Below are 17,380 nucleotides of genomic sequence, written 5' to 3'. Positions count from 1 at the left end.
TTTGCTAATTTGAATATCGAAAGCTTGGTTACTGACTAATAAGTAACATTCAATTTATGAAAACAACACTCTTGAATATATCAAAAATGTCCCTTCTTCTTTTCTTGGGACTTGGCACCATCTTGATTTCCTGTTCAGGTGAAGATGGCAAAGATGGAATCGACGGCGAAATGGGACCTGCTGGTCAAGATGGAAATGCCAACGTGATCGTTTCCGATTGGATGCCCTTTGTCTGGAGCCATACCAATGAGGTGGATTACGCTTGGATGGACATTCCTGTTGAAAACATTTTGGATTTCGCTGAAAGTGGAGGGGTTGTGATGGTGTATTTAAGGATCGATTATGGTGGTACAACTGTTCGGGCACTCCCAATGTACTCCAACTATCAGAGCTACGAGTTTGCTTATGGCAAATTTGGTACAAGTTTTACAGGTATCAGAGTGTTTGTGACCCATTCCAATCTTGACATTGTGGAAAACGACCCAGCCACACGTATACGCTATGTACTGATACCCGCCAACATCGCTCAGACCAGCGGCATAACCAATCAAATACCAAAGGAGTTTGACGAGATTGCCAATTTACTCGGGTTGGAGCAATAGGTTTCCATGAAATTATTGTTCAACATTTTTTAAAACAAAGGTGCGGTTTTACCTTCCCAAAATCACTTCCGCTTCTTCAAACCGCCCATCCGTCAACCCAAAACGGCCATCCGTCAATTGTCTGAAAATTACTTGAAACCACTTTCTAATTTTGGTCTTTACATGAATTTAATCCGAATCCCAGCACTGATATTTTTAAACCATTCTTACCAATTTTATATATACACCCTACATCAATTCATTATATGAAAAAAACACTTTTACATCTATCAAAAATATCCATCCTCCTTCTGTTGGGGTTAGGCATGATCATCGTTTCCTGTTCTGGCGAAGATGGCACAGATGGAATCAATGGAGAAATGGGAGTCCAAGGAGCACAAGGTCCACAAGGGGAACCAGGAACGCAAGGAGCACAGGGGGAACCGGGGACACAAGGCGAACAAGGACCTCAGGGAGAGCAAGGAGAACAAGGACCCCAAGGGGAGCAAGGACCTCAGGGTGAGCAGGGAGCACAAGGCGAACCCGGTCAAGATGGACTGGACGGACAGAATGGCCAAGATGGGAACGCCAATGTCATCGTTTCCGATTGGATGTACATCGTTTGGGACAATGCAGATAACAATGTTCCTCCTACTTGGGGAGAAATGATCATCGAAGAAATTCCTGGCATCAATGACATTAATGTATTCATAGACACAGGAGGAGTCGTTCTTTTTTATTTGAGACGTGATATCGGCTTGGCCACCTTTACAACACCACTTCCACATCAAGATGGTTCGGAACGCATCTTTTCATATGCTGTGACCTCTACCGATCCCAATCTTTTTGTGCCCGGATTGGTCATAAGAGGTGAATCGATCAATGTTTCCTCTATGGAAAACAGCGATAACTATTTGATAAAGTATGTGATTGTCCCTGCCAACATTGCACAAGCCAGTGATCTGGTCAACAATATGCCCGAAAGTTTTAGTGAGGCTGCAACTTTACTTGGATTGCAACAATAAGTTTTTGTCCAGATAAAAATACTGCATATCTGTGTTTGAAATCAGCCCATTACACTTCCGTTTTGCTGGTGAACAGACAACACCGAAATAAACCCCACTCATACCAACATCATATACATTTTTACTAATCCATTTTATTTATTTTATGAAAACAACACTTTTAAATCTATCAAAATTGACCCTTCTCCTTTTCTTGGGGATGGGTATTGTCTTGGTTTCCTGCTCTGGCGAAGATGGCAAGGACGGCCTCAACGGCGAAATGGGAATTCAGGGAGAGCAAGGAGCTCAAGGAGTGCAAGGACCCCAAGGAGAACAGGGCCAAGATGGGAACGCCAATGTCATCGTTTCCGATTGGATGCAAATTGCTTGGGACAATGTAGACAACAATGTTCCTCCTACTTTTGGACAAATGTTCATTGAAGAAATACCCGGGATAGCAGACATTGAAGCCTTTTTGGAAACCGGTGGCGTAATCCTGGTTTATCTAAAGCGTGATTATGGTTTGGGCACTTTTACTTTATTACTCCCATATCAAGATGGTTCCGATCATATCTATACCTATACCGCAACCGCTACAGACCCCAATATTTTACCACCTGGGTTGGTGATAGTCGGTGAAGCAAACGATGTGAGCAACTTTGAAAATAACGATGCGTATTTGATAAAATACGTGATAGTTCCCGCCAACGTTGCCCAGGCCAGTGATTTGGTCAACAAAATGCCTGAAAACTTTGGTGAGGCTGCTACTTTGCTCGGATTGGACCAATAAGCCTTAATTCAATATTCATTCACGCCCGACAGACGTTCCCATACCATACCTTCTTTGTCTGTCGGGTTATTTTTTTAGGCCATTATAACAAAAGCAGGCAATGATGCCTGCTTTTGTTTTTGTGACCTAGATAAGGATTGTATATCCCTGAACGTTCCATCATGAAAATCAAAAAGCCCCACTTACAAATTCAAGTTAACTTGATTTGACGTGAAGCCTTTTGATTTATCTGTGACCCAGGGAGGATTCGAACCCCCAACCCTCAGAGCCGAAATCTGATATTCTATCCAGTTGAACTACTGGGCCATTCCACTCCCAAAAATACAGGAGTTTATTTTTATACGCTCAATTTTGCCTTTACAATGCTGGAAATAGTCTTTCCATCGGCCTGACCTGCCAATTCCTTGGATACGATGCCCATCACCTTGCCCATATCCTGCATCCCCGAAGCACCAACGGATTCTATGGTTTTGAGCACCACTTTTTCAACCTCTTCCTCGGACAATTGTTCGGGTAAGAATTTCTCGATCACCGCCACCTGTGCAAGCTCTGGTCCGGCCAAATCTTCCCTTCCTTGTTGTTGGAAGATAGCCGCACTGTCCTTTCGTTGTTTTACCAATTTCTGGATCAGTTTCACTTCTTCCTCCTCCGAAAGTTCTGCACCGGCACCTGTTTCCGTCTTTGCCAACAAAATGGCCGACTTGATGGCACGCAATGATTCCAAGGCAACAGTATCTTTTGCCTTCATGGCCACCTTCATTTCTGTCATTACCTTTTCCTGCAAACCCATTTCCATCTATTTTGGGCTGCGAAGATAAAAAATAAACCCGAAAGTATCTCAACTTTCGGGTTCATGCTTCCATTTAAAAAATGGATGTCAATTTAAACACTACTAATCAACATTATCGTGCAAAAATGAGTTGTTGGAACGCAACTGTAGATCATCGTTGCTATCCTCGCTCAATGTGGTCCTGGAAACCTTCTGCTCCTTTGGAACATCGTTCAGATCTACCCCTTGGCGCTTGTATGCTGGCTGTTTCTCGATTTCGTCTATACTGTTCCTGTTGTTCTGGAATTTATAGTTGAAATTTTTCAGTTTTCTCCTGCGCTCGTCCGCCCTATCCTTTAGAAGATCGCTGATGGAACTGTTGAAAGGGTCCAAGCTGTCCGTGGTCTCCTCTTTTTGATTGGCGGCCTCGACTTTCAAGGTCTTTTTCTCAAAGACAAGTTCATTTTCCACCAATTTGGGCTCATGGGTCTCGGCCATGGACTTGGCACCGGTCAGTTTGGTCTCCAATTCCATATACTCTTCCAAATTGTAGCGGGTCTCCCCCTGCTTTTTGTATTCCAAAACAGGTTTTACCTCCACATATTCATTCACCCTCACATCCCCAATGCCATCATCCAAATTGAAGGTGACCGTGTGTTCCCTTTCATCCTCTTCCTCCTCTACTTCATTGTGGAGGGGCATGTCAAAACTCAAGGTAAATTGGTCTTCCTGTGACTTGGGAGTAACCACTTCAGGCTCCACTACTTCTATATTGTTGATGATATTCTTGGCTTCTATGATGATAAAGTCGTCTTCCACATATTCAGGGACCACTTCTTCATAAAATACATTGAAATTCCTGATATAGCTTGTGGTGGGCACCAAATCGGGTTCTTGCATCTTGGCCTTGGGCACACTACGCTCCTCCACTTCCTCTTCTTTCATTTCCAAAGTGTGCTTCACCACGGTGGGTTCTGGTTCAGGTTCCACAATGGGAGCCTTTTCCACCCTCATTTCCCGTACCGCCGTGGCCTCAGGGGTCAAATCTTGTTGCGCGGTCTGCTCGTCCTCCAACGTATAGAATACCTTCTTGGATTCCGTGTTTACTATGTTGTCCTGCTGGTCCACATTGAAGCCAGTGGCGATCACGGTCACGGCAATGGCCTCTCCGAGATTCTCGTCCTCACCCACACCCATGATGATATTGGCACCGTGTCCGGCCTCTATCTGGATATGATCATTGATCTCCCCAATCTCATCGATGGTAATCTCCTGGGAACCGGAAACAATCAGCAACAGTACATTTTTGGCCCCATTGATCTTGTTGTCGTTCAGCAATGGCGAATCCAACGCTTTCATGATGGCCTCTGTGGCCCTAGCTGAACCTGACGCCACGGCAGAACCCATAATGGCCGTTCCACTGTTGGAAAGCACCGTCTTGGCATCCCTAAGGTCAATGTTCTGTGTATAGTGGTGTGTGATGACTTCTGCGATACCCCTTGCCGCAGTGGCCAACACTTCGTCTGCCTTTGAGAAGCCAGCCTTAAACCCAAGATTGCCGTATACTTCACGAAGTTTGTTGTTATTGATCACGATGAGCGAATCCACATTCGCCCGTAATTTTTCTATCCCCAACTGTGCTTGCTTGTTACGCATGGCCCCTTCAAACTGGAAAGGGATGGTAACGATGCCCACGGTCAGAATGTCCAATTCCTTGGCCAGTTTGGCAAGAATGGGCGCGGCCCCGGTACCGGTTCCTCCTCCCATACCTGCTGTGATGAAGGCCATTTTGGTATTATGTCCCAACATGCCCTTGATCTCTTCCATGCTTTCAAGGGCGGCCTGCTCCCCAACATCGGGGTTGGCCCCTGCCCCTAGACCTTCGGTGAGGGAGACCCCTAACTGGATCTTGTTGGGCACAGAGCTGTTCTGTAAGGCTTGGGCATCGGTGTTGCAGATCACGAAATCCACTCCATTGATCCCTGCCTGGAACATGTGGTTGATGGCATTGCTACCGCCGCCGCCTACTCCTATTACCTTTATTACGTTGCTCTTGTTCTTGGGCAAATCAAAAGCGATGTTGTCAAATTCAGTGTTCTTGCTCATGACAGTTGTGTTTCGTTAATGGGGTTATTATTCTGCGTTGTCCAAAAAGTCCTTCAGCTTCTCGGACCACTTGTCAAAAATGGATTTTCTTTCCTTGTGCGAGGTCAAGGTGGCCTCTGCCCCAACATGCTCCTGCTCCACCAGCACCTTTTCCTCTTTTTGCACTTCTTCCTGTTGATCTACCACCTTGCCCATTGTTTTGGACTCCAGGGCGTTCATCAACAATCCTACCGCCGTTGCGTACAACGGACTGGCAATTTCCTCGTCGGAATCGCCAGCTAAATGTTCGTTGGGATAACCGATCCGGGTATCCATCCCGGTAATATACTCCACCAATTGTTTCAAGTGTTTCAATTGGCTTCCCCCACCGGTCAATACGATTCCAGCGATCAATTTTTTCTTTTGGTCCTCATGACCATAGTTTTTGATCTCCACATAGACCTGCTCTATGATTTCCACCACTCTTGCATGGATGATCTTGGAGAGGTTCTTCAAGGTGATTTCCTTGGGCTCCCTTCCCCTTAGACCAGGAATGGAGACAATCTCGTTGTCCTTGTTCTCGCCCGGCCATGCGGAACCGAACTTGATCTTCAACAGTTCGGCCTGTTTTTCAATGATGGAACAGCCTTCTTTGATATCTTCGGTGATCACGTTGCCACCAAATGGGATAACGGAGGTATGGCGGATGATCCCATCCTTGAAAATGGCAAGGTCCGTGGTTCCACCACCTATGTCGATAAGGGCAACGCCCGCTTCTTTTTCTTCCTGGCTCAGAACCGCTTCGGCAGAAGCCAAGGGCTCCAAGGTGATGTTGCCTAGGTCCAGCCCGGCACTCTTGATGCACCTTCCAATGTTTTTGATGGATGACACCTGACCGACCACTACATGGAAATTGGCCTCCAAACGGCCACCGTACATTCCTTTGGGTTCCTTTATCTCGGACTGGCCGTCCACTTTGTACTCTTGTGGTAGTACATGGATGATCTCCTCACCGGGAAGCATGACCAATTTGTAGACTTGGTTGCAAAGCCTGTCCAGATCGTCATTGTTGATGACTTCCTCGGAATTAGGCCTGGTGATGTAGTCACTGTGTTGCAGGCTCCGTATGTGCTGTCCGGCAATGCCAACGACAACCGAGCCTATTTTTAGACCAGAGTTCAGTTCTGCCTGCTCCACTGCTTGTTGAATGGAGGAGATGGTCTGGGTGATGTTGTTCACCACCCCTCTGTGCACGCCCAGACTTTTGGACTTGCCCATGCCCAGAACCTCAATTTTTCCATACTCGTTCTCCCTACCAATGATCGCTACGATCTTGGTGGTTCCAATATCCAACCCAACTGAATAATTACCCTGTTCCATATCTTATATTTTGGTGCAAACCACTTGATTGTTGAACTCCAAACTCACTATTACATAATCTTCCAAGGAATTGTCCTTGGCCGCCTTAGCATAGAAAGCCATGAAATTCTTGAACTTTGTATTTAGATTGTCCACTCCCCCCAAATTCACCACAAAGTTCTCCATGCGGAATTTGAGTTGATAGTTTCCTTCATCTTCAATGTGTATCCCGATGACATTTTTCCTGAGAAAATCATCTTCGTTGATATAGTTGAGGATCACATATGCGTCCTCGAGGGTCCTGCCCGTAATTTTACCCGTGATGATGGGCACCCTTGCCGAATGTTGCTTGGACAATGGCATACGCTCTCCCAAATCATCCAAATAAAATTTGGAGACCCCTTCTACTCTTCCAATCGGTTTACGCTGAACAATCTTTGAGATAAGTTCCCCGTTTACAGTAAGATAGACTTGGGCATTTTTCACCATATCGTTGGACAGAATTACCTCCTCTATGGTATTCAAAACTAATTGTTCTTTGGCCCTATTTTTTACGGGGCCGTAATTTTGTATTAACAATTTATTAACCGCATCCTCAGTCAAGTACAAGTTGTTGTCGCCCACAAATTTAACCGAGATATCGTCTATCTTCCTCTTTTTGCTCCGCTGATCGGCAAAACCGTAAAGTGCAATTACGGCCACCGACAGAAAAGCCAATTTGATGTAATTCCAATTAACCCGCATAAGCCAATTCTTTTTTTATTTTGGGCACTTCAAGCCCTATGTCCCCTGCCCCAAGAGCCACTAAAACCCCTGTTTTACAGTTACTTACTTCTTTTATCAATTCCGCTTTGGGAACTAGTTTTTTATTCGGGTTATCTATTTTCCCCAACAGCCAAGTCGATGTGATGCCCTCCATAGGTTCTTCCCTTGCCGGGTAGATGTCCAAGAGGATGATCTCATCGAACTGGGAAAGACTTTGGGCAAAATCGTCCGCAAAATCCTTGGTCCTTGAAAACAGATGGGGCTGAAAGATCGCCGTCACCTTTTCCCCGGGGTGCATCTCTCGTATGGCCTGGTGCACCGCATCAATTTCAGCGGGATGGTGCGCGTAGTCATCGATAAAGACAAAATCCTTTTCCTTGATCTGGTACGAAAATCTACGCTGTACGCCCTTGAACGTAGCCAAAGCTTCGGCAAGGCGGTGGGGTGGGCAACCCGTTTGCACCGCCATCGCAAAAGCAGCTAATCCATTGAGCAAATTGTGCCTTCCAGGCTTGCCAAAACGAACCTGTTTCAGCACCTCGGAAGGCGTAACGAGATCAAATACGTAGGTTCCATGTTCAATGTCAATATGTTCAATACAAAAGTCGGAGCCATCTTCTATGCCAAAGGTGGTGCCCTCCATGGGCAATCCTTTTCGCACGAACAGTTTCCCACCAGGTTTTATCTTTCCTACAAAATCCCGAAAGGACTGAAGCAATTCTTCATGGGTGCCATAAATGTCCAAGTGGTCGGCATCCATACTTGTGATACAGGCCACCGTGGGAGACAACCTCAAAAAGGAACGGTCGAACTCATCGGCCTCCACCACGGAATATTCAGTACCCTCCAACACAAAATTGCTGTTGAAATCTTCCGATATCCCTCCCAAAAATGCAGTGAAGGGAAGCCCACACTCCTTGAGCAGGTGCGCCAAGATGCATGAGGTGGTCGTTTTTCCATGTGTGCCGGCTACGGCCAAGCAATAGGAGTCTTTGGTGATGATACCCAACACCTCCGAACGCTTCTTGATCTCGAAACCGTTCGCTTTATAAAAATTGAGCTCACCATGGGATGAGGGGACCGCAGGGGTATAGACCACCAAGGTACCCGGCTGCTTGAACGTGTCCGGCACCGAAGCGATATCATCTTCAAAATGAACCTGGATTCCCTTTTCCTGAAGGCCATCGGTAATAGGCGTTGAGGTCTTGTCGTACCCGGCAACCGGTTTTCCGATAAAATCGAAATAACGGGCCAAAGCGGACATCCCTATGCCTCCTATACCAATAAAATAGACGCTATGTATATCCTTCAGGTTCACTTCAGCAATTTTTCAATTTCATCCACTATATGTTCCGTGGCCTTGGGCATGGCCAATTTCTTGATGTTCATTCCCAGACGTTCCTGCATGTCATTGGAAGCCATCAATTCCGTAAACTTTTTTTCAAATTCGGCATCCAGTTCACTTTCCCTCAACATGATGGCAGCTTCCTTGGACACCAGGGCATTTGCATTTTGGGTCTGATGGTCTTCGGCCACATTGGGCGATGGGATAAAGATTACCGGTTTTCCCACCAGGCACAGCTCCGAAACCGAACCCGCCCCGGCCCTCGAAATGATCACATCCGCAGCAGCATAGGCCAAGTCCATACGATTGACGAAGGCCAATACCTTTACCGAATCCGAATCGTATGCTTTGTAGTCCTCCACATAGAGCTTGCCACACTGCCAAAGCACTTGCAGGCCCTGTCTTTCAAAAAAATTCAACTCTTTCCCCACCAATTGGTTGATGCGTCTGGCACCCAGACTGCCTCCCAAGATCAGGAGGGTCTTCTTGCCCGCATTCAAGCCAAAGAAACCAAGGGCCTCTTCCTTGCCCGATTCCTGGGTCACCAAATCCATGCGGACGGGATTGCCCGTCTTCACGACTTTTTCCTTGGGAAAAAACCGCTCCATCCCATCATAGGCCACACATATTTTCTGAGCTTTGCTGGCCAATAGTTTGTTCGTAATGCCCGCAAAGGAATTCTGCTCCTGAAGCACACAGGGAATGCCCGCACCGGCCGCCATCCTTAACAATGGTCCGCTGGCAAAGCCTCCCGTGCCTATGGCCACATGGGGCTTGAACTGCTTCACTATCTTTCTGGCTTCCAACAAACTACTTATCACTTTAAAGGGAAACATGAGATTTTTCAATGTCAGTTTCCGTTGTATTCCACTTATCCACAAGCCCTTGATCTCATAACCGGCCTGTGGCACTTTTTCCATCTCCATTTTATCCTTGGCCCCCACGAACAGGAACTTGGCATCTGGATGCCTTTTCTTCAGCTCGTTGGCTATGGCCACTGCGGGATAGATATGTCCTCCCGTTCCTCCCCCTGAAAGTATGAACCTATAACTGCCCACTCAATACTTCTAAAGGGTTGGTCTCATCTATGTCATAGGATTGCTCCTCCAAATTCTCTGTCTTATTGCTCGCACTCAGTACGATGCCTATCGCCAAGCAGGTCATCCATATGGAAGTACCTCCCATGCTGATCAGCGGCAATGGCTGGCCCGTTACCGGAAACAACTGCACCACCACGGCCATGTTGATGAATGCCTGGAACACAATGGGCAGCCCGACCCCGATCACCAACAGTTTTGAAAATACTGTTTTGGCCGAGTGTGCCACCACCACGATCCGGAATAACAACAACAGGTAAAAAAACAGCAAGGCTCCCCCACCCAACAATCCATATTCTTCAATAATGATCGCAAAGATGAAATCCGAGGTACTTTGCGACAACATATTTTTCATGACGCTCTTTCCGGCCCCTTTGCCCACTACGCCCCCTTCGGCGATGGCTATCTGGGCCAGTGTGAGCTGGTGCAGGTCATCCTTGTCCGCCTCTTCTGGATGGATAAAGGTCTCTATCCTGGATTTCCATGTGCCCGCTCTATTTGGCAACACTTCGGGTGCCTTGAAAAGGACGAACATGAACATACCGCCCAAAACGATTCCCGTGCCCACCATGGCAAACAGATATTTTAGCGGATATCCACCCAAAAAGCACAGCACCAACACCATAAAACAGATGATGGCCGCCGTTGAAAAGTTTTCGGGCAAAATGAGCATCACCACCAAGGCCGTCGGAAGCCAAAGTGGTAAAATACTTTCCTTAAAAGTGATCTTTACATCCTTGATCTTGGTCAGATACCGAGCAATCCATATCATCAACACAACCGATGCCAAGGTGGATGTCTGAAAATTGACCCCCACTAAAGGAATCTTGATCCAACGGTTTGCCGTGACCCCACCAATGCGGGTTTCCACCGTCAAAGTATAGGCCAGCAAAATCAACACAATGGGCAGCGCAATGATGGAAAGCCCCTTAAAATAATGGGTAGGAATCTTATGGATGGCATAAATGATCCCAAAGCCCAAGAACAGGAGCACGGCATGTTTCACCAAGTGTCCGAATGTGGTCCCGTCATCGTTCACAAACACCAAATTGGTACTTGCACTATAGACAGGCAAAAATGAGAAAAGGGCCAAAAGGGCCACTACGCCCCAGATGGCTTTATCACCTTTCAGATTTTTGACTATGGCCAACACGTTCTACAAATTTTTAATTGCTGCTTTAAATTGGTCTCCCCTATCCTCGTAGTTCTTGAAAAGGTCAAAACTGGCACAGGCCGGCGACAAAAGGACGGCATCGCCCCGTTCCGCCACCTTGTAGGCCACTTTGACCGCTTCCTCCATGGAATAGGTCTCCACCATAAGGTCTATCACATTACCAAAAGACTCTTTCAACTTGGTATTGTCCACGCCCAAACAGATAATGGCCTTCACCTTTTCCCTTACCAAGGGCATCAACTCCGCATAGTCGTTTCCTTTGTCCACTCCGCCCGCTATCCAAACAATGGGCTTTTTAATACCATCCAGCGCATAGAATGTGGCGTTGACATTGGTCGCCTTGGAATCGTTGATGTACTCCACATGATTGATCTTCAACACCTTTTCCAGCCTATGCGGCACTCCCTGAAAGGACTGGATGCTCTGGCGAATGGTCTCTTTCCTGACCTTCACCAAGAGGGCGGCCATGCTTGCGGCCATAGTGTTCTTTACGTTGTGCTGCCCTTCCAAGGCCAAAATATCTGTACTCATTTCCAAGGTTTTATGTTCTAATTTTATTTTTATCGTTTCATCCTCCAACCAGGCTCCTTCCTCCAATTTTCTTTTGACCGAAAAAGGGACCAATTTGGATTGAACAGGGTTCTTCTTTAACCAACTTTCCATGACTTCATCATCGGCATCATAGATCAGGTAGTCATTTTCGTCCTGGTTCATGGCGATGCGGAACTTGGAGGCGATATAGTTTTCAAATTGATACTCATATCGGTCCAAATGGTCCGGGGTGATGTTGGTGATCACGGCAATGTGCGGTTTGAAATCCACTATGCCATCCAACTGAAAGCTGCTGATCTCCAACACATACTGATCAAAATCTTGCTCCGCTACCATTTTGGCAAAGCTGTCACCGATGTTTCCGGCCATTCCCACGTTTAAACCTCCATTTTTTAAAAGGTGGTAGGTGAGCATGGTCGTGGTGGTCTTGCCGTTGCTTCCTGTGATTCCAATAAGGGTCGCATCGGTATATTTTGATGCAAACTCTATTTCCGAAATGACAGGAATACCCTTGGCAACGAGTGCTTTGACCAATGGCACCTTATCGGGAATACCCGGGCTTTTCATCACCACATCGGCATTCAAAATCTTGGCCTCCGTGTGGTCGCCAGACTCCCATTCAATCTCAAAATGTTCAAGAACTTCTCTGTATTTCTCTTTGATTTCCCCTTTGTCCGAGACAAAGACTTCAAATCCTTTCTTCTTCCCCAAAATGGCGGTTCCCACACCACTTTCTCCTCCTCCAAGTATCACCAAGCGATCCATCTATCGAATTTTTAGTGTGACGATGCTGATGACCGCCAATAAAATCCCTATGATCCAGAACCGTGTCACTATTTTGCTCTCGTGATATAATTTCTTTTGATAATGGTGGTGCAGAGGAGCCATCAGAAATATCCGTTTCCCTTCACCATATTTCTTTTTGGTATGCTTGAAATACCCCACCTGCAACATCACCGACAGTGACTCGGCAAAGAAGATCCCGCACAATACGGGAATCAGCAATTCCTTCCTCACCATAATGGCTATCACCGCAATGACCCCACCAATGGTAAGGCTTCCCGTATCGCCCATAAATACTTGGGCGGGATAGGTATTGTACCATAGAAATCCGACCAACGCACCTACAAAGGCCGCAATGAACACTACCAATTCCCCTACTCTGGGCAGATAGAAAATGTCCAGATAGTTTGAAAACTGGATGTTGCCCGAAACCCATGCAAAGATTCCCAAAGTGAGCACAATGATGGCGGACGAACCTGCTGCAAGACCATCAATACCATCGGTCAGGTTGGCCCCATTGGAAACTGCAGTGACGATCAAAATGACCACTGGGATGAAAATGAGCCACGCATAGTCTTCGATCCCTTCGCCCATCCATGAAATAAAGTCGGCATAATCCAACTCATTGTTCTTAAAGAATGGCACATTCGTACGGACCGCCTTGGTCTCTTCCCCAAAAACCTTTTCCACTTTGAAATTTTCGGTAATGGTGGTGGTATCTTTCTCTTTGATGGTCACCATAGGGTGAAAATAGAGCGTGATGCCCACGATCAGCCCGAGACCTACTTGCCCCATGACCTTGAATCTTCCCTTCAGGCCCTTTTTGTCCTTTTTGAATATCTTGATGTAATCGTCCACAAATCCGATGATCCCCATCCATATGGTGGTGACTATCAATAGAATCACATAGATGTTCTTGATATCAGCAAACAAGAGCACAGGTAGCAAGGTCGAGATGATGATGATGATGCCCCCCATGGTGGGTGTTCCCGCTTTTTGCTGTTGGCCTTCCAAACCTAGGTCACGAACAGTCTCACCAATTTGCTTTTTCTGTAAAAACAGGATAATTCGTTTTCCATATACCATTGCTATCAGAAGAGACAACATCACGGCCATGGCCGCCCTAAAGGTCAGGAACCGAAAAAGTCCCGCGCCCGGCAGTTGGTATTGTTTCTCCAAAAATTCGAACAAGTAGTATAACATATTCAGATATAAGACTTAAGATCTAAGACGCAAGACAGAAGGTGCTTCAAATGAATGTTCCTTTTTCTTGTTTCTTTCATTCAATTACTTATTTAGGCTCGCCAGAGCTTCTTTCACTTCTTTAAAATCATCAAAATCCACCCGCACACCGTTGGTTTCCTGATAGGTTTCATGGCCTTTTCCCGCCACCAGAATGATATCATTGGCCAAGGCCAACTTGCAAGCCGCCTTTATGGCCTGCTTTCTGTTCTCAATGGACAATACTTTTTTGGTGTTCTGGGCCTCCACTCCCTTTTCCATTTCCTCAATGATGGTTGCCGGGGGCTCTGTCCTGGGGTTATCGGATGTGAATATGGCCTGGTCGCTCATTTCGGAAGCGATATGACCCATAACCGGACGCTTAGACTTATCGCGGTCACCACCACACCCCACTACGGTGATGACCTTTTCATTTCCAGTCCTCAATGCATTGATGGTGATCAATACATTTTTTAGTGCGTCCGGCGTATGGGCATAATCGACTATTGCCGTTATTTTTTCTTTTGATATATAGTATTGGAACCTGCCATCCACCGTCTCCAGTTCGCTCATTAACCTCAGGGTCTCCATTTTTTCCAGCCCCAAAAGATCCGCCACGGCATAGATGGCCAACATATTATAGGCGTTGAAATCCCCTATAAGCCTGGACCATAGTTCATTGTCATCCAATTTCAACAGCTGTCCATTGAACTGCCTTTCCAATATCTGGGCCCTGTAATCGGCATATGATTTCAGTGCATAGGTGTATTTTTTGGCCTTGGTGTTCTGCAACATCACCAAACCATTTTTGTCATCGATGTTGACCAACGCAAAAGCCGTCTTGGGCAAACTATCGAAGAGTTTTTTCTTGGTATCGCGGTATTCTGCAAAGGTTTTGTGATAATCCAAATGATCATGGGATAGATTGGTAAAGACCGCCCCTGCAAAATACAGACCTTCCGATCTTTTTTGATGGATGCCGTGCGAGCTCACCTCCATGAAACAACATTCCACTCCTTCTGCACTCATCTTTGCCAGATAATCATTAATGGCCATGACATCTGGGGTAGTGTGGCTCGCAGGATATTCCTTATCTCCTACCATCACTTTTATGGTGGAAAGAAGGCCCGCTTTGTAACCCGCTTTCTTGTAAAGGTTATAGAGCAACGTGGCTACCGTAGTCTTTCCATTGGTGCCTGTAATCCCGACCAGTTTTAGATTTTTTGACGGGTTTCCATAAAAATTGGAAGCCATAATGGCCAAGGCACTGTTGCAATCCGGCACCTTCAAATAGGTAATGCCATTGATCAACAATTCCGGTAGTTCTTCACATACCACAGCTTTGGCACCAGAGTCCACCGCTTTTTGGATGTACTTGTGCCCATCGGTGATGGTACCCCGAACAGCTACGAACACATCGTCCATCTCCACTTTTCTCGAATCGAAATGGATATGGTTCACCATGACATGGGTATCCCCGCTCACCGCACTAAGGCTCACACCATATAATATGTCCTTCAACAACTTCATGAAAGCTCCAGTACTATTTTTTTTACTTTTTTAATGTCCGTTCCTTGATCTATGGACTGCTTCTTCACTTTTCCATTTCCGTGCACCTCTACTTCGAGCCCTAAATTTTCGAGTAGGGAGACTGCATCCATTCCACTCATTCCCTTTACGTTGGGCACGATCCCAAATTTTTTCTGGGCCATGGCATAGTATTGTTCGTATGCTTTGTCCAGATCAGGATCATCATATTCCTTGGTCTCCACTTCGTCCACCAAAGGAGAGATGGCATGTATCTTTTGTGCCATGGACTTAAAGACAGGCCCTGACACATCAGCTCCATAATACCCCTCGCTCTTATCCGGTTCATGGATGATCACGATGCAGGAATACTTGGGGTTGTCCGCTGGAAAATACCCAACAAAAGATGAGATATAGGCCAGCTTGTCCGGATCTTTTTCCACGTAATTCTTCTGGGCCGTCCCTGTTTTGCCTGCCATGGAAAAGTTCTTGGAGTACAGCCCGTGCCCAGTGCCGTATTTTTTCTCCACCACATCCTTCATAAGCTGCCTTACCTTGTCCACGGTTTCCTTGGAGCAGATGGACGGGTTCAGCACTTCCTTATCAAATCGTTTCACCACTTTGCTGCCTTCCCTTACCTCTTTGATCAGTCTGGGCTTTACCAACTCCCCATCGTTGGCAATGGCGTTGTAAAAGGCCAAGGTCTGCATAGGAGTCAACGACACTTCGTAGCCGTGGGACATCCATCCGAGGGATATCCCCGACCAACCCTTGTCTCCTGGATATCGGATTACGGGATCTCCTTCACCAATGATGGGCAGGTCCAATTTTTTGTGCAGCCCCATGTTCATCAAACGGTTCACGAACTTGGCTGGCTGATCCTTATAATTTTCATTGATGATCTTGGCAAAAGCGGTGTTCGAGGAAACCGCAAAGGCCCTCGCTGTGGAAATCTTCCCATATCCGCCCCACTTGGAATCCTTTACCACGCCATCGTATATCCTGTACCTTCCTTTTTCCGTGTCGATGACCGTGCTGGTATCCACCACTTTATCTTCCAAAGCGGCCACCAGGGACATCAATTTAAAAGTGGAGCCCGGCTCGTGCGATTCTCCTATGGCATAGTTCAGTTTTTCGTAGTATTTCCCATCAGAGGTGCGACCCAGATTGGAAATGGCTTTCACCTCCCCGGTCTTGGTCTCCATAACCACCACGCAACCGTGGTCTGCCTTATATTTTTCCAACTGTGCCAAAAGTTCATGATGGGCAATGTCCTGTATGTTCACATCAATGGTGGACACCACGTCCAATCCATCCTGCGGCTCCACAATATTGTCCAAACCCACGGGTTTCCATTGGCCCTTGGCTATTTTTTGTTTCAAACGCTTTCCTTCCCTGCCCCTCAGATAAGTCTCCCCGAAGGCACCATCCAAACCTACACGGGTGTAGTACCCGTTTTCATCCACTTTTTCATAACCAATGCTCCTGGCCGCCATATTGCCCAAAGGGTATTCCCTCACCACACGATGGGTTTCGATGAATCCACCTTTATATGGACCTAGGTTAAAAAGAGGGAACTGTTTGATGCGGACATAACTCAGATAGTCCACGTTACGGGCCACCAGTTCGTACCTGCTCCCATTGGCCCTGGCCTTTCTGAACAGTTGCCTGTAATAGGAAGAAGGTCTATTGAAAAGGATTCCCAACGAATCGGACAGAGCAGCGACATGATTTTGAAAATTCGTTTCGGACACTGTCTGGGCATCGAACCTAATTTCATATTTGGGCACGGATGCGGCCAATAAGCTACCATCCTCGGAATACAGATTGCCCCTATTGGGTTCTATGGTAAACATTTTTTCGGTCTTGCTCAGGGCAAGTTCCTTGTACTTTTCACCTTCCACCATCTGGATATCCACCAGCTTCACCACCACGGCAATGGCCATGACCAGAAGTCCACCTGCGACCAGGTAGAGCCTATTCATGATATTTTTTTCGGTGATTGCCACTATTCCGCTGATTTTACCACTATTTTCTTCGGTGGGTTTTCCGAAGGAACAAGTCCCTTGTCCGCCACTTCTTTTCGCAAAGTGGACTCCAACTTGAGTTGCTGTACATTGGACCTTCCTTGAAAAAACTCGCTTTTCAATTTTCTCACCTCCTCGTTCAAGTCGGCTATTTCCATTACTTTTTTATCGGCATTATGACTACTGGAGATCATCAATGCGGCCAAGAAAGAGGCATACAACAAAAACATCCAGTTCTTGGGAGCATCCCCGCTCACCAAAAACTTTCCTTTTAATATGTCCAGCAATCCTTTTCTCATTT

15 protein-coding genes and 1 tRNA gene are annotated in these 17,380 nt (G+C 46.5%); 3 read left to right on the top strand and 13 right to left on the bottom strand.

Annotation, left to right across the window (positions count from 1 at the left end; translation table 11 throughout):
• Positions 1-56: 56 nt before the first annotated feature.
• The 3 genes from D2V93_RS00205 (at position 57) to D2V93_RS00195 (ending at position 2,375) form a co-directional block, all read left to right on the top strand.
• The gene (locus tag D2V93_RS00205) at positions 57-602 is read left to right on the top strand and encodes a hypothetical protein (RefSeq protein ID WP_147377326.1); all 546 of its coding nucleotides are present in this window, start codon (positions 57-59) and stop codon (positions 600-602) included.
• A 245-nt stretch (positions 603-847) separates the two neighbouring features.
• The gene (locus tag D2V93_RS18735; protein WP_220473607.1) at positions 848-1,606 is read left to right on the top strand and encodes a collagen-like protein; all 759 of its coding nucleotides are present in this window, start codon (positions 848-850) and stop codon (positions 1,604-1,606) included.
• Between the two features lie 145 nt (positions 1,607-1,751).
• Positions 1,752-2,375, top strand: coding sequence for a collagen-like protein (locus tag D2V93_RS00195; RefSeq protein ID WP_119617913.1), 624 nt, complete (start codon positions 1,752-1,754; stop codon positions 2,373-2,375).
• Positions 2,376-2,607: 232 nt separating this feature from the next.
• Here D2V93_RS00195 and D2V93_RS00190 read toward each other — a convergent pair.
• From D2V93_RS00190 to D2V93_RS00130, 13 genes are all read right to left on the bottom strand, one after another.
• Positions 2,608-2,681, bottom strand: a tRNA-Arg gene (locus tag D2V93_RS00190).
• Positions 2,682-2,712: 31 nt separating this feature from the next.
• Positions 2,713-3,165 carry a GatB/YqeY domain-containing protein gene (locus tag D2V93_RS00185; RefSeq protein WP_119618010.1) on the bottom strand — a complete coding sequence of 151 codons (453 nt, stop codon included), beginning with the start codon at positions 3,163-3,165 and terminating at the stop codon, positions 2,713-2,715.
• 102 nt (positions 3,166-3,267) lie between these two features.
• A complete protein-coding gene (gene ftsZ / locus D2V93_RS00180) occupies positions 3,268-5,250 on the bottom strand; it encodes a cell division protein FtsZ (protein WP_119617912.1) in 1,983 nt (660 codons plus the stop codon).
• 27 nt (positions 5,251-5,277) lie between these two features.
• The gene (gene ftsA / locus D2V93_RS00175; protein ID WP_072878553.1) at positions 5,278-6,609 is read right to left on the bottom strand and encodes a cell division protein FtsA; all 1,332 of its coding nucleotides are present in this window, start codon (positions 6,607-6,609) and stop codon (positions 5,278-5,280) included.
• A 3-nt stretch (positions 6,610-6,612) separates the two neighbouring features.
• On the bottom strand, positions 6,613-7,332 hold the full coding sequence (locus D2V93_RS00170) for a cell division protein FtsQ/DivIB (protein WP_119617911.1): 720 nt from the start codon (positions 7,330-7,332) through the stop codon (positions 6,613-6,615).
• Positions 7,322-8,671, bottom strand: coding sequence for a UDP-N-acetylmuramate--L-alanine ligase (gene murC, locus D2V93_RS00165; protein ID WP_119617910.1), 1,350 nt, complete (start codon positions 8,669-8,671; stop codon positions 7,322-7,324). Before murC ends, D2V93_RS00170 begins: the two co-directional genes overlap by 11 nt.
• Entirely contained in the window at positions 8,668-9,756 is a 1,089-nt protein-coding gene (gene murG, locus D2V93_RS00160) for an undecaprenyldiphospho-muramoylpentapeptide beta-N-acetylglucosaminyltransferase (RefSeq protein ID WP_119617909.1), read from the bottom strand. Before murG ends, murC begins: the two co-directional genes overlap by 4 nt.
• Complete coding sequence (locus D2V93_RS00155; protein WP_119617908.1) at positions 9,743-10,948, bottom strand: FtsW/RodA/SpoVE family cell cycle protein; 1,206 nt, start codon at positions 10,946-10,948, stop codon at positions 9,743-9,745. Before D2V93_RS00155 ends, murG begins: the two co-directional genes overlap by 14 nt.
• Positions 10,949-10,951: 3 nt before the next feature.
• Positions 10,952-12,286, bottom strand: coding sequence for a UDP-N-acetylmuramoyl-L-alanine--D-glutamate ligase (gene murD / locus D2V93_RS00150; protein ID WP_119617907.1), 1,335 nt, complete (start codon positions 12,284-12,286; stop codon positions 10,952-10,954).
• On the bottom strand, positions 12,287-13,507 hold the full coding sequence (gene mraY, locus D2V93_RS00145) for a phospho-N-acetylmuramoyl-pentapeptide-transferase (RefSeq protein WP_119617906.1): 1,221 nt from the start codon (positions 13,505-13,507) through the stop codon (positions 12,287-12,289).
• 84 nt (positions 13,508-13,591) lie between these two features.
• Positions 13,592-15,055 carry a UDP-N-acetylmuramoyl-L-alanyl-D-glutamate--2,6-diaminopimelate ligase gene (locus D2V93_RS00140; protein WP_119617905.1) on the bottom strand — a complete coding sequence of 488 codons (1,464 nt, stop codon included), beginning with the start codon at positions 15,053-15,055 and terminating at the stop codon, positions 13,592-13,594.
• Positions 15,052-17,061, bottom strand: coding sequence for a penicillin-binding protein (locus D2V93_RS00135; RefSeq protein ID WP_119617904.1), 2,010 nt, complete (start codon positions 17,059-17,061; stop codon positions 15,052-15,054). Before D2V93_RS00135 ends, D2V93_RS00140 begins: the two co-directional genes overlap by 4 nt.
• The gene (locus D2V93_RS00130) at positions 17,061-17,378 is read right to left on the bottom strand and encodes an FtsL-like putative cell division protein (protein ID WP_072878527.1); all 318 of its coding nucleotides are present in this window, start codon (positions 17,376-17,378) and stop codon (positions 17,061-17,063) included. Before D2V93_RS00130 ends, D2V93_RS00135 begins: the two co-directional genes overlap by 1 nt.
• Between the last annotated feature and the right edge of the window lie 2 nt (positions 17,379-17,380).

Origin of the sequence: Flagellimonas taeanensis (assembly GCF_003584105.1) — a bacterium.
Taxonomy (GTDB): Bacteria; Bacteroidota; Bacteroidia; order Flavobacteriales; family Flavobacteriaceae; genus Flagellimonas; species Flagellimonas taeanensis.
This window is presented reverse-complemented; position numbering and strand designations above follow the sequence as displayed.